The organism is Kribbella sp. NPDC043289, assembly GCF_056436705.1.
In genome coordinates, this window is the sequence record NZ_JBWKCB010000003.1 from 1,225,601 (window position 1) to 1,238,565 (window position 12,965).

11 protein-coding genes are annotated in these 12,965 nt (G+C 69.0%); 8 read left to right on the forward strand and 3 right to left on the reverse strand.

Going from position 1 to position 12,965, the window contains the following annotated elements:
* Window positions 1–44: 44 nt before the first annotated feature.
* The 5 genes from kdpB (at window position 45) to AC0662_RS24365 (ending at window position 6,920) form a co-directional block, all read left to right on the forward strand.
* Window positions 45–2,057 (forward strand): potassium-transporting ATPase subunit KdpB, encoded by a 2,013-nt coding sequence (gene kdpB / locus AC0662_RS24345; protein WP_478303435.1) that lies wholly within the window; start codon window positions 45–47, stop codon window positions 2,055–2,057.
* Window positions 2,058–2,064: 7 nt separating this feature from the next.
* Window positions 2,065–2,688, forward strand: coding sequence for a K(+)-transporting ATPase subunit C (gene kdpC / locus AC0662_RS24350; RefSeq protein ID WP_478303437.1), 624 nt, complete (start codon window positions 2,065–2,067; stop codon window positions 2,686–2,688).
* A 12-nt stretch (window positions 2,689–2,700) separates the two neighbouring features.
* Complete coding sequence (locus AC0662_RS24355; RefSeq protein ID WP_478303386.1) at window positions 2,701–5,262, forward strand: sensor histidine kinase; 2,562 nt, start codon at window positions 2,701–2,703, stop codon at window positions 5,260–5,262.
* Complete coding sequence (locus tag AC0662_RS24360) at window positions 5,259–5,936, forward strand: response regulator (protein WP_452204308.1); 678 nt, start codon at window positions 5,259–5,261, stop codon at window positions 5,934–5,936. The genes AC0662_RS24355 and AC0662_RS24360 overlap by 4 nt, the downstream gene beginning before the upstream one ends.
* A gap of 90 nt (window positions 5,937–6,026) precedes the next feature.
* Window positions 6,027–6,920: a prenyltransferase/squalene oxidase repeat-containing protein gene (locus AC0662_RS24365; protein WP_478303388.1), complete on the forward strand. Its 894-nt coding sequence runs from the start codon at window positions 6,027–6,029 to the stop codon at window positions 6,918–6,920.
* Between the two features lie 43 nt (window positions 6,921–6,963).
* Here AC0662_RS24365 and rpsN read toward each other — a convergent pair whose 3' ends face one another.
* Both rpsN and rpmG read right to left on the reverse strand, forming a co-directional pair.
* Window positions 6,964–7,269 (reverse strand): 30S ribosomal protein S14, encoded by a 306-nt coding sequence (gene rpsN / locus AC0662_RS24370; RefSeq protein WP_478303390.1) that lies wholly within the window; start codon window positions 7,267–7,269, stop codon window positions 6,964–6,966.
* Between the two features lie 9 nt (window positions 7,270–7,278).
* Window positions 7,279–7,446, reverse strand: coding sequence for a 50S ribosomal protein L33 (gene rpmG / locus AC0662_RS24375; protein WP_478303392.1), 168 nt, complete (start codon window positions 7,444–7,446; stop codon window positions 7,279–7,281).
* A gap of 132 nt (window positions 7,447–7,578) precedes the next feature.
* Here rpmG and AC0662_RS24380 point away from each other — a divergent pair, with 132 nt between their 5' ends.
* The 3 genes from AC0662_RS24380 to AC0662_RS24390 all read left to right on the forward strand — a co-directional run bounded on the left by AC0662_RS24380 (window position 7,579) and on the right by AC0662_RS24390 (window position 10,577).
* The gene (locus AC0662_RS24380) at window positions 7,579–8,649 is read left to right on the forward strand and encodes a GTP-binding protein (protein WP_478303394.1); all 1,071 of its coding nucleotides are present in this window, start codon (window positions 7,579–7,581) and stop codon (window positions 8,647–8,649) included.
* Entirely contained in the window at window positions 8,646–8,891 is a 246-nt protein-coding gene (locus AC0662_RS24385) for a type B 50S ribosomal protein L31 (RefSeq protein WP_452204312.1), read from the forward strand. Before AC0662_RS24380 ends, AC0662_RS24385 begins: the two co-directional genes overlap by 4 nt.
* Before the next feature lie 264 nt (window positions 8,892–9,155).
* A complete protein-coding gene (locus AC0662_RS24390; RefSeq protein ID WP_452204313.1) occupies window positions 9,156–10,577 on the forward strand; it encodes an aromatic amino acid lyase in 1,422 nt (473 codons plus the stop codon).
* On the opposite strand, the gene AC0662_RS24395 is transcribed toward AC0662_RS24390, so the two are convergent.
* Window positions 10,574–11,785, reverse strand: a complete 1,212-nt coding sequence (locus AC0662_RS24395) for an SGNH/GDSL hydrolase family protein (RefSeq protein ID WP_452204314.1) — start codon at window positions 11,783–11,785, stop codon at window positions 10,574–10,576. The genes AC0662_RS24390 and AC0662_RS24395 overlap by 4 nt on opposite strands.
* Window positions 11,786–12,965: the final 1,180 nt, after the last annotated feature.

Sequence of the window (12,965 nt, forward strand, 5' to 3'; positions counted from 1 at the left end):
CCGTCTCGCAACCGGCGGCTACCTCGAAGAAGGCACCCTCGGGCCTGTTCGACCCGAAGATGCTGCTCACCTCGCTGCCGGACGCGCTGCGCAAGCTCGACCCGCGGGTGATGTGGAAGAACCCGGTGATGTTCGTCGTCGAGGTCGGCGCGGTCGCGTCGACGATCTTCGCCGTCACCGATTCCAGCGTGTTCGTCTGGTGGATCGTCGTCTGGCTCTGGCTGACCGTCATCTTCGCGAACCTCGCCGAAGCCGTCGCCGAGGGCCGTGGCAAGGCCCAGGCCGAGACGCTGCGCCGGGCCAAGACCGAGACCACCGCGCGCCGGCTGGTCGGTGACCAGGAAGAAGCAGTCCCGGCCACCCAGCTGCGGCTCGGCGACCTGGTCGTCGTCGAGGCCGGCCAGATCATTCCCGGCGACGGTGACGTCGTCGAGGGCGTGGCCAGTGTCGACGAGTCGGCGATCACCGGCGAGTCGGCCCCGGTCATCCGGGAGTCCGGTGGCGACCGCAGCGCGGTCACCGGCGGCACCAAGGTGCTGTCGGACCGGATCGTCGTGAAGATCACCACCAAACCCGGTGAGAGCTTCATCGACCGGATGATCGCGCTGGTCGAAGGCGCGTCCCGGCAGAAGACGCCGAACGAGATCGCGCTGAACATCCTGCTGGCCAGCCTGACCATCGTGTTCCTGGTCGCGACGATCACGCTGCCGACGTTCGCGGCGTACGCGAAGGTGAACCTGAACATCGTGATCCTGGTGGCCCTGCTGGTCTGCCTGATCCCGACCACGATCGGCGCGCTGCTGTCCGCGATCGGCATCGCCGGCATGGACCGGCTGGTGCAACGCAACGTACTGGCGATGTCCGGCCGCGCGGTCGAGGCCGCCGGCGACGTGAACACGCTGCTGCTGGACAAAACCGGCACCATCACGCTGGGCAACCGGCAGGCGGCGGAGTTCATCCCGGTCCAGGGCGTCACCGACACCGACCTGGCCGATGCGGCGCAGCTGTCGAGCCTCGCGGACGAGACGCCGGAAGGCCGGTCGATCGTCGTGCTGGCGAAGACCGGGCACGGCCTGCGGGAGCGGCACACCGGAGAGTTGCCGCACGCAACGTTCGTGGAGTTCACCGCGCAGACCCGGATGAGCGGCGTGGACGTCGACAACCGGCAGATCCGCAAGGGCGCCGCGGGTGCGGTGAACGCGTGGATCGGTCAGCACGGCGGGACCACCGACAGCTTGCTCGGTGAGATCGTCGACGGCATCTCGGCCTCCGGCGGTACGCCGCTGGTCGTCGCCGAGAGCATCGACGGCACGGCCCGCGCGCTCGGCGTCATCCACCTGAAGGACGTCGTCAAGGAAGGCATGCGAGAACGGTTCGACCAGATGCGCGCGATGGGCATCCGGACCGTGATGATCACCGGCGACAACGCGCTGACCGCGAAGGCGATCGCGGACGAGGCCGGGGTCGACGACTTCTTGGCCGAGGCGACGCCCGAGGACAAGATGGCGCTGATCAAGAAGGAGCAGGAAGGCGGCCGGCTGGTCGCGATGACCGGTGACGGCACCAACGACGCGCCGGCGCTCGCACAGGCCGACGTCGGCGTGGCGATGAACACCGGGACGTCGGCCGCGAAGGAGGCCGGCAACATGGTCGACCTCGACTCCAACCCGACCAAGCTGATCGAGATCGTCGAGATCGGCAAGCAGTTGCTGATCACCCGCGGTTCGCTGACCACGTTCTCGATCGCGAACGACGTCGCGAAGTACTTCGCGATCCTGCCCGCGCTGTTCGCCGCGGCGTACCCCGGTCTGGACAAGCTGAACATCATGGGGCTGCACTCGCCGGAGTCGGCGATCGTGTCGGCCATCGTGTTCAACGCGCTGATCATCATCGGGCTGGTCCCGCTGGCGCTGCGCGGCGTCCGGTACCGGCCCTCGTCCGCCTCGGCGATGCTCCGCCGGAACCTGCTGGTGTACGGCGTCGGCGGCCTGATCTCGCCGTTCGTCGGCATCAAGCTTCTCGACCTGGTGATCTCCATGATCCCCGGTCTGCGCTGAAAGGTTGTTGTCAATGACAAGCAGTTTCCGTCAGTTCGGCGTGGCGGTCCGGGTGCTCCTGGTCTTCACCGTCGTCCTGGGGATCGCCTACCCGCTGGTGATGACCGGCGTCTCCCAGGTGCTCTTCCACGGCAACGCCAACGGTTCGATCATCAAGGTCGACGGCAAGCCGGTGGCGTCCGGCCTGATCGGTCAGGCGTACACGATGGACAGCGGGAAGAAGGACGCCGACGGCAAGGCGATCATGGTCGCCGACCCGAAGTGGTTCCAGACCCGCCCGTCCGCGGTCGACTACGACGCGATGGGCAGCGCGGCCTCGCAGTACGGGCCGAACAACCCCGAGCTGGTCAAGCTGGTCGACGAGCGCCGGCAGGAGGTCGCCAAGCTCGAGGGCGTCGACCCGTCGCAGGTTCCGCCCGACGCGGTCACGGCCAGTGGCAGCGGTCTGGACCCCGCCATCAGCCCGGCGTACGCCGCCCTGCAGGTCAACCGGGTCGCCCGCGAGCGTGGGCTCCCGGTGGACCGGGTCGAGGAGCTGGTGAAGGAGAACACGACCGGCCGTACGCTCGGTTTCCTGGGCGAACCGTACGTCAATGTGGTGACGCTGAACGCCGCGTTGGCTGCCAGCTGAGAGCATGTTGATATGAAGCGCGGGCATCTGCGGGTGTATCTCGGGGCCGCGCCCGGTGTCGGGAAGACGTACAAGATGCTGGGCGAGGGGCAGCGCCGTCTCGCCCGGGGCACCGACGTGGTGGTCGGGCTCGTCGAGACCCACGGCCGGGAGCACACCGCGGAGATGCTCGACGGGCTGGAGTCGGTACCGCGGCGCATCATCGACTACCGCGGCGCGAGCTTCACCGAGATGGACGTCGACGCGGTCCTGGCCCGGCGGCCCGAGGTCGCCCTGGTCGACGAGCTGGCGCACACCAACGTTCCGGGCAGCCGCAACGAGAAGCGCTGGCAGGACATCGAGGAGCTGCTGGCCGCCGGGATCGACGTGATCTCGGCGGTCAACATCCAGCACCTCGAGTCGATCAACGACGTGGTCGAGAAGATCACCGGCGTACCGCAGCAGGAGACGGTGCCGGACCGGGTGGTGCGGGCCGCGGACCAGATCGAGCTGGTCGACATGACGCCGGAGGCGCTGCGCCGGCGGATGGCCCACGGGAACGTGTACGCGGCGGACAAGATCGACGCTGCCCTGGGCAACTACTTCCGGGTCGGCAACCTGTCGGCGCTGCGGGAGCTCGCGCTGCTCTGGCTCGCGGACCGGGTGGACGCGGGCCTGCAGCAGTACCGCGCGGAGCATGCCATCGACTCGACCTGGGAGGCCCGCGAGCGGGTCGTGGTCGCGCTCACCGGTGGGTCGGAGGGCGAGACGCTGATCCGCCGCGCGGCCCGGATCGCGGCCCGGTCGTCCGGTGGGGACCTGCTGGCCGTCCACGTCGCGCGGTCCGACGGTCTGACCGGGGCCAACCCGAGCGAGCTCGCCGGACAGCGGAACCTGGTCGAGAAGCTCGGTGGCACCTACCACCAGGTGGTCGGCGACGACATCCCGGCCGCGCTGCTGGCGTTCGCGAAGGCCGAGAACGCGACCCAGCTGGTCCTCGGCGGCAGTCGCCGGTCGTGGTTCGGTTCGCTGTTCACCGGGCCCGGGATCGGTGCGAGCACGATCCGTGAGTCCGGCGATATCGACGTACACATCGTCACGCACTCGCAGATGGGGCGTGGGCGGCTGCCGCGGCTGCGGGGGAGTCTGTCCCGGCGGCGGCGGATCCAGGGCTTCGTGCTGGCGGTCGTGCTGCCGCCGGTGCTCGCGCTCGTCCTCGGTCTGGGTGGCGACACGCTGAACCTGACCAGCAACGTACTGGCGTTTCTGCTCGCGGTGGTCGTGGTCGCGCTGGTCGGCGGGATGTGGCCGGCGATGGTGACGGCGGTAGGCGGATCGCTGGTCCTCAACTACTTCTTCACCCCACCGCGGCGGACGTTCACGATTGCCGAGCTCAACAACGCCCTGGCGTTGCTGATCTTCGTCCTGGTCGCGGCGATGGTCAGTTCGGTCGTCGACCGGGCGGCACGACGTACCAGACAGGCGGCCCGGGCGGCCGCGGAATCGGAGACGCTGGCGACCTTGGCCGGTTCGGTACTGCGTGGCGAGACCGCGCTGCCCGCTCTGCTCGAGCGGGTTCGCGAGGCGTTCGGGATGAGCGGAGCGTGCCTGATGGAGCGCGTGGACGACGACGAGCTGACCGAGGTCTGGCGGCCGCTCGCCTCGGCCGGGGTGCTGACCTGCACCCGGCCGGAGGAGGCCGACGCGGAGATCCCCGCCCGCGACGACCTGGTCCTGGTGCTGCAAGGCCACCAGTTGGAGGCCGACGAGCGACGTCTGGTCGGCGCGTTCGCCGCCCACGCGGCGGCGCTCGTGGACACCGCCCGGCTGAGTGAGGCCGCGGCGGAGGCGAAGCCGCTCGCGGAGGCCGACAAGTTGCGTACGGCGTTGCTTCGCGCGGTCGGCCACGACCTGCGTTCCCCGCTCGCGTCGGCGAAGGCGTCGGTGACTTCACTGCGCAGCGACGATGTGGAGTGGAGCGACTCCGAGCGCGCCGAGCTGCTGGAGACCGCGGACGAGTCACTCGACCGGCTGTCGCGACTGGTGGACAACCTGCTCGACCTCAGTCGGTTGCAGGCCGGCGTACTGCCGGTGTTCACCCGGCCGATGGCGCTGGACGAGATCCTGCCCGGGGTTCTCGGGGAGCTGGGCGACGACTCCGATCCCGTCACGGTCGACATCCCGCACACGCTGCCGCTGGTCGAGGCAGACCCGGCGCTGCTGGAACGCGTGGTCGCGAACCTGTTGGCCAACGCGATCCGGTACTCGCCGCCTGGACGCCCGCCGCTGGTCACCGGCAGCGCCCTCGGCGCCACCGTGGAGATCCGGGTGATCGACCGCGGTCCGGGCATTCCGCGCGCGGACCGGGACCGGGTGTTCGCGCCGTTCCAGCGGCTCGGCGACACCGACAACACCGTCGGCGTCGGGCTCGGACTGGCGCTCGCCCGCGGACTCGCCGAGGCGATGCGCGGCTCATTGCAGCCCGAGGACACCCCAGGTGGTGGACTGACCATGGTGGTGTCGATGCCGACCGCCGCCGTACGCCCCACCGACGCACCGGTCCCCGGCGCCCGCGAACGATCGGAGCAAGAGTGACGAGGGTGTTAGTCGTCGACGACGAGCCGCAGATCGTGCGGGCGTTGCAGATCAATCTGAAGGCGCGCGGGTACGAAGTGCACCTGGCCGGTACCGGTACGTCGGCGTTGAAGGTCGCGGCGCAGCACCCGCCGGAGCTGGTGATCCTCGACCTCGGGCTGCCGGACTTCGACGGCGTCGAGGTGATCCGCGGGCTGCGCGGCTGGACCGACGCGCCGATCCTGGTGCTGTCCGGGCGGACCGACCAGACCGACAAGGTCGAGGCGCTGGACGCCGGCGCGGACGACTACGTGACCAAGCCGTTCGGGATCGATGAGCTGCTGGCCCGGATGCGCGCCGTACTGCGGCGCAGCAACATCGCCCAGGACCAGCCGGTCGTGACGGTCGGCGGCGCCGTCGTCGACCTGGCCGCGAAACGGGTCACCTTGGAGACCGGCGAGGACATCCGCCTCACCCCGACCGAGTGGCACCTGCTGGAGGTCCTGGTCCGCAACCCCGGCAAGCTGATGTCCCAGCGCCAGCTCCTCACCGAGGTCTGGGGCCCCGGCTACGAGACGGCCGGCGGCAACCTCCGCTTCTACATGGGCCAGCTCCGCCGCAAACTCGAAGCCGACCCCGCCCGCCCCAAACACCTCCTCACCGAACCCGGCATGGGCTACCGCTTCGAGCCGTGAGGACCGCCAGGCCATCACAATCGCGCGGATCGGGCCGTCGCACGCTCGGCTCGGCGCCAGAACGCGGATTGTGATGGCCTGGCGGTCCGCGTGTCCGTTTCGTTCAAGACGGTGGACCGGGATCTGCGGGAGGCTCAGGGCATGGACATCTTCAGCGCAGGTCGGGACTTTGTACGGCGGGACGCTCGCGTGCTCGAGCGGCGGGTCTTCGCGACGGTCTTCGAAGGGGCCGACGCGCAGGGCGTGGTGGACGCGCTGCGGGGCTACCAGAACGCCGACGGCGGGTTCGGGCACGGGCTGGAACCGGACAAGCGCTGCCCGGACAGCCTGCCGCTCGACGTCGAGGTCGCGTTCGACACGCTCCTCGGGGCCGGCGCCCGGGACGAGGACATGATCCGCCGCGCCGCCGACTGGCTCGGCCGGACCGCCGACGAGAACGGCGCCGTCCCGCTGTGCGGCCCCGCGGTCGAGGGGTACCCGCGTGCCGAGCACATCACCGAGTGGACGTACAAGCCCGGCCTGAACCCGACGGCGGGACTGGTCGGCCGGCTCGGCAAGCTCGGCCTCGACCACCCGTGGCGCGACAAGGCCGCCGCTTGGTGCGCCTCGGAGTTGGCCAAGGGCTTCCCGGAGGACGCGCACGGCATGAGCGAGGCGCTGGTGTTCCTCGAGCACACCGACGACGTCGACTTCGACCGGATCCGCGAGTGGCTGCCCAAACTCCAGCACTACCGCGGTGACGCCGCAGACCCGTCGTACGGCGTGACGCCGCTGAGTTTCGTACCGACGCCGGACAGCTTCTGGCGCCCACTGTTCACCGACGAACAGCTCGAGGCGCATCTCGACCGGCTGATCGCCGACCAGCAGGACGACGGCGGCTGGGCGATCACCTGGGAGCCACCGGGCCCGGCCGCGACGCTGGAGTATCGCGGTGCCGTCACGGTCGGTTCGCTGCGCACCTTGAAGGCCTACAACCGGCTGTAAGCAAAAAAGGCCCTCCGCCACCGGCGGAGGGCCTTTCGCTGTCTTACCAGGAGGACTTGGTGATCCCGGGCAGTTCGCCGCGATGGGCCATCGCCCGGAAGCGGACCCGGGAGATCCCGGCCTTCCCGACGTACCCACGCGGACGGCCGTCGACCGCGTCCCGGTTGCGGACGCGGATCGGGCTGGCGTCGCGCGGCAGCTTCTGCAGCCTCAGCTGCGCCGCCGCGCGGTCGGCCGCGGGCGTCCCCGGATCGGCGATCACGCGTAACAGGTCGGCCCGGCGCTCGGAGTAGCGGGCGACGGTACGGCGGCGCTGGTCGTTCTTCGCGATCTTCGCCGTGGTGGCCATCCGGCGCTCCTACCGCTCTTCGCGGAAGTCGACGTGCTGCCGGATCTGCGGGTCGTACTTACGGATCACGACCCGGTCGGGATTGTTCCGGCGGTTCTTGCGCGTTACATAGGTGAAGCCGGTTCCGGCGGTGCTGCGGAGTTTGATGATCGGGCGGAGGTCGTTGCGCTTGGCCATGCTGTCCTTGCTGTCCTTTCTCGGATCACCTGGCGGGTGACCCTGCCAGGAAGAACGCCGGCCGGGTGGCGGCTATTCCGGTTCAGAGGGTACTTTGTACTGGTTATCGTTTTCAACAAGACGGGAGAGTCGATGCTGCCGGTGACCTTGCTGACAGGCCTCGACGAGGGGTTCCGCGGCGCCGTCGCGGCGAATCTGCTGGCCGCCGCCGGCCCGACGGGCGTCCTGGTGGAGTACGACGTGAGCGCGCTGACCAGCGGCTCCGTCGTCCGGACCGCGAGGACTGCGACCGGCGTGATCGACCGCGAGGTGATCACGATGGGCCACCCGTGTGTCTCGTGCGCGCTGCGTGGCTCACTCGTCCAGTTACTCGCGAGCATCGCCGCCGTCGAGCGGTACGAGGCCGCGATCGTGAGCGTCCCGGCCGCCGGTGACACCCAGGCGATCGCCAGCGAGATCGACGCCGACGCCGACCTGCTCGTGGACGCTGTCGTCACGACCGTCGACACGACCACGGTCGTCGCAGACCTGACCGGCGAGGACCTGATCCGCGACCGCGGCATCCCGACCGCCGCCGAGGACGGTCGCGCGATCGCCGAGGTGATCATCCACCAGCTCGAGTACGCCGACGCCGCGATCCTCACCGACGACTCGGTGGCGCTGGTCCAGGCGATCAACCCGCGTCTCCTCATCAAGACCACGCCGACGGGCCTGCTCGGCGTACGGCTGCATGTTCCTGGCCGGGTTCTCGAGGCCGGCTCGATCGCGGCGCCCGGTGAGCAGACGCTGGTGTGGCAGTCGGACCGGCCGTTCCATCCGGAGCGGTTGTACGACGCCCTCGAGGACCTGGTCGCCGGGACAGCGCGCGGTCGCGGCACGTTGTGGATCGCGACCCAGCACCGCCACCGCATCGGCTGGGACAGTTTCGGCGCGAACATCTCCCTAGGTGTCCTCGGCCCGTGGCTGGCGGACCTGCCAGCGGACCGCTGGGCCGGCGTCGGTCAGCAGCACCAGGCCCGTTCGGCCCTCGAATGGCACCCGCAGTACGGCGACCGCGCGTCGTACCTGTCCTTCACCGGGCCCGGTTTGGATCTCCGGGAATTACGGGGCCGCCTCGACGGTTGTGTCCTGCGTGCGGACGAAGCGGTCCACCCCCTGACCGATCCGTTCGCTCCCTACTTGGAAGGAAGTACCGCAGCATGAAGAACGGCATTCACCCCGACTACCGCCGGGTCGTCTTCCGGGACAAGTCCGGCAACTTCAGCTTCCTCACCGGTTCGACCCGCGAGAGCAACGAGACGGTCGTCTGGCACGACGGGAACACCTACCCGGTCGTCGACGTCGAGATCTCGGCCGCGAGTCACCCGTTCTACACGGGCCAGCAGCGCGTGATGGACACCCAGGGCCGCGTGGAGAAGTTCAAGAAGCGCTACGGCCAGAAGTAACGGTCTGGTCCCTGACGGCCCGCCGCCCCCACCGAGGGCGACGGGCCGTTTTCTTTGGTCGTGGCACTCGCGACGGAAGCTGGACCTGTGCCACTCACCAACCTCAGGCTTCGGCGCGGTTTCACGCCTGGAGTCGCCCGGGTGACTGGTGGTTGGCGAGGTTGGTGAGTAGTGGCGGTCCGGGTGCGCGACTGTCTCGGATCTCAGACGGCGAGGTGGGCGCGTCGCTTACCCGCGGGGCAGGCCCGGTTCCACACTGAGGGGATGGAACCGGTCGAGCTCACGGGTGCCGGGCTGACGCCGCTCGAGGCGGTGGCGCTCGGGCAGCGACGTACGGCGGTCCGGCTCGGCGACATCGCGCGGAAGCGGATGGCGGCGTCGGCGGCGGTCGTGGCCGAGGTGGCTGAACACCGGCCCGTGTACGGGCGAACCACCGGGGTCGGCGCGAACCGCGACGTACTGACGGCCGATCCGGAGCACGGCGCGCGGTTGCTGGCGTCGCATTCGACGACCGGTACGACGTCGTACCCGAAGGACGTGGTGCGGCTCGGGCTGCTGATCCGGGTCAATCAACTGGCGGCCGGCGGTTCGGGACTGGACCCCGCGGTGGCCGACGCGATCGTTGGGCTGCTCAACGACGACGACCTGCCGGACCTGCACCGCGGCGGCGCGATCGGGACCGGCGACCTCGGTCCGCTCGCCGAACTCGGGCTCGCGCTCGGCGACGTGATCGACGGGACGAGCGCCCTCCCGCTGCTGTCCAGCAACGCGTTCACGCTGGCCGAGTGCTGTCTCGCGTACGTCGAGGCATCGACCCTGATCAACGTCGTACCGCTGGTGGGCGCGCTGTCGCATGTCGCGCTGCGCGGCAACGCCGAGGTGTACGACGTCCGTGTCCACGAGGCGCGACCGCAGCCGGGGCAGGTTCGGGTCGCGCGCCGGATGCGGGACCTGCTCGACGGTTTGCCGTTGCCGGCCGCGCGGATCCAGGACCCGTTCGGATTGCGCGCGTTCGCTCAGGTACTCGGGCCGGCCGTCGACCATTCCGATGCCTTGGGCAACAGTGTGCGGATCGACATCAACGCGGCCGCGGAGAACCCGCTGGTGGCCGGCGACACCGTGCTGCACAACGGAAACTGGCACGCGATGCCGATCGCGCTCGCGCTCGACTCGCTCCGGCTCAGCCTGCACAGCGTCGCGACCCTCTCGACGACGCGGGTGGCGAACCTGGTCGACCCGGATTACACCGGCCTCAGCCGGTTCCTCGCCAGCGGTGCGGAGGCGAGCTCGGGCGTGATGATGATCGAGTACGTCGCCCACGACGCGCTCGCCGCGGTCCGGTCGTCCGCGCAGCCCGCGACGCTCGGTACGGCGACCTTGTCCCGCGGTGCCGAATTGCACGCGAGCTTCGCGCCGCAGGCCGCCGCGCTGACCAAGCAACTCCTGGACGCACTCCGCGAGGTCCTCGCCAGCGAGTTCGTCACCGCGGTCCGAGCGATCCGCCTGGCCGGGCTGCGGCCTGCCAATCTCGCACCTGCCTCGATCGGGCCGTGGCTCGCCGACGCGCTCGCGGCGCTCCCCGGTGACCTGGCGGACCGCTCGCTCCGGGAGGACCTGGAGATCGCCCGCGGGGTTCTCACCCAATGGGGCGACCGCCAGGTCGAACACCCGGCCGAGTCGGGTTAGAGCTGCGTGAGGTCGAACGCCGCCGCCATCGCCTGGAAACCGGTGGCGTTCGGGTGCAGGTGGTCGCCTGCGTCGTACGCCGGGAGGAACTTCGACGGAGCGGCCGGGTCGCGAGTGGCCTTGTCGAAGTCGACGACACCGTCGTACTCACCGGAGGTACGGATCCAGGTGTTCAGCGCCTGCCGGTCGGCCTCTCCTTCAGGGGTGTAGTAGCCGGCGCCTTCGTAGGGTGTGAGGGTCGCACCAATGACCTTCAGCCCCGCCTGGTGCGCGCGCTGGATGAACTGGCGATGCACCGCGATCAGGTCCGCCGGGTCGGTGGCGCCGCGGCTGCCGCCGATGTCGTTGATGCCCTCGAGGAGCACGACGGTCCGTACGCCGGCCTGTGCGACGACATCCCGATCGAAGCGGGCGAGAGTCGAGTCTCCCGCCGTACCCGCGTTGCTGAGCAGGCGGTTGCCGCTGATGCCGGCGTTCAGGACACCGAGGTCGCGGGACGCCGGGCCGGCGAGGATGCGGTCGGCCAGTTGGTCCGGGTACCGGAGGTTCTTGTCGGTCGGGGAGACGACGCCGTCCGTGATCGAGTCGCCGAACAGCACGACGGCACCACGCGCGCGGCTCTGCACGTCCACACCTTCGATCACGTACCGGGCCGCGCCCGGGATCGCCTGGTACGACGACCCGTCGCCGCCGATCTGATCACCCGCGGACGAGAAGCCGGTGGCGTACCCGGCCGGATGCTGCGTGAGCGGCCCGGTCGGCCCCGGGAAGTACGTGCTGATCACCAGATCGGTGTCATCCGGTACGGCGACCCGCACCGGGTCCGACACCCACTCGGTACCGACCGGGATCGTGACCGACGCGCGGCCGTTGAACAGCACCGGGACAAGCTTCGCCGGGTCGACGGTCGGCGTACCCGCCTGTGCGTCGGCCCGTGGCGTCACGGTGACCTTGCCGACGACGAGCGGTTGGGTTCCGTAGACGTTGGACAACCGCACTCGGAGCTGCGGTCCCCCGATGGACAGATGAGCGACTTGCCGAAGAGTCGTATCGGTGACACCGGTCGCGGAGAGTCCCGACGTACCCGGTGGGGTGACGGCGACCGACCAACTACCGACCCATCCGGTGGGCGGGGCGGCGTTGGCGGTCGGCGTGAGGGGAATGGCGAGTAATGCGAACGCGACGATCAACTGCTTGAGACGGCGCATGAGATCACCTTCGTCTGGGCGGATGGAAGATGTTCACCATCACTCCACCCGGAGTAGTCACTCACCTGCAACCCGTCATCGACCAGCGGTAGACCCCCTGCGACCGACGGTCCGGCGGTCCACACGACCGGAGACAGGAACCGGTGACTGGAGACAGGAACCGGTGGGTGGAGACCTGCTATGACAGGTCTCCACCCACCACAACCTGTCTCCGGCCCCGCAACACCGCCAGCAGCAGCTGCCGCAAGCCGCGCGCTGGCTGGAGTGACGTGACGGGGGCCGCAGACAGCAACCGGTCACTGAGGACAGGCAATACCGGGTCTCCAGTCCCCAGTACCTGTCCCACCCCACGCCTCCTCGCACCGCACGCGGGTGTACGGCGTGTTGGGCGGGAATAGGTCTCGGGGGAGGGGGGTTGCATGTGGTGCCGTCCGGTTCATGACCCCGGGCCTCAACTTTTGCCGCTTCGAGCGGCCACTCGCCGAGAGGCGTCTGCTGGACGGTGCAGTGCGTGACAGGTGGGAGCTGGGCTGACCGGCTCCCACCTCGTCGTCTCACCCGCCGGCGAAAACGGCTTGTGTGGGTGAGGCATGATGGAAGTGTCGCTCGGGAGACCGGGCGAGTGTGGTGACCAGAGGAACGAGCGCTGCTTCCCTCGACGCCGGATCGCCGGTGTCGAGGACGGGTGCCGAGGGCCTCGGACAAGCGTCCAGGACCCCGATTTGCATCCGCACCATGAATGTCAGTAATGTTCTTCTTGTTGGACGGAAGCGCAGGACGCGAAAGCGGCCGGCCCGCCAACAAACTCCCTGAAGGTCTTGGTAACTGAAACACGCCCCGGTGGGTTTCAGGCACTGAGTCACGCAGAGAGACTGGATCGAAAAAGGCCGATTTGACCGGCTGGAAGCGAAACAGTAAAGTTGGGCGAGTTGCCCCGGAGCTTCAAACGAAAGTCTGAAGCGCGGTGAGCGTCCGATTCTTGAGAACTCAACAGCGTGCCGAAAGTCAATGCCGAAAGATGCATTAACCCCGTCCACAGGCGTTGAACGTCTTCCTAGGCCCTGGGTCTTTTGATTCTGGGTTACGGGTTGTCGTTGTCTGTGGGTGGATTCCTTTGAAATATACGGATGACAAGCCAGTAATGGTTTTGTTTCTGATTCAAAGGATCGCTTTTCGATTG

Coding starts and splice junctions, on each gene's coding strand:
- rpmG (WP_478303392.1), bottom strand. CDS start 7,446: ATGGCCAAGCGCAACGACCTCCGCCCGATCATCAAACTCCGCAGCACC.
- AC0662_RS24385 (WP_452204312.1), top strand. CDS start 8,646: ATGAAGAACGGCATTCACCCCGACTACCGCCGGGTCGTCTTCCGGGAC.
- AC0662_RS24380 (WP_478303394.1), top strand. CDS start 7,579: ATGCTGCCGGTGACCTTGCTGACAGGCCTCGACGAGGGGTTCCGCGGC.
- rpsN (WP_478303390.1), bottom strand. CDS start 7,269: ATGGCCACCACGGCGAAGATCGCGAAGAACGACCAGCGCCGCCGTACC.
- AC0662_RS24355 (WP_478303386.1), top strand. CDS start 2,701: ATGAAGCGCGGGCATCTGCGGGTGTATCTCGGGGCCGCGCCCGGTGTC.
- AC0662_RS24395 (WP_452204314.1), bottom strand. CDS start 11,785: ATGCGCCGTCTCAAGCAGTTGATCGTCGCGTTCGCATTACTCGCCATT.
- AC0662_RS24390 (WP_452204313.1), top strand. CDS start 9,156: ATGGAACCGGTCGAGCTCACGGGTGCCGGGCTGACGCCGCTCGAGGCG.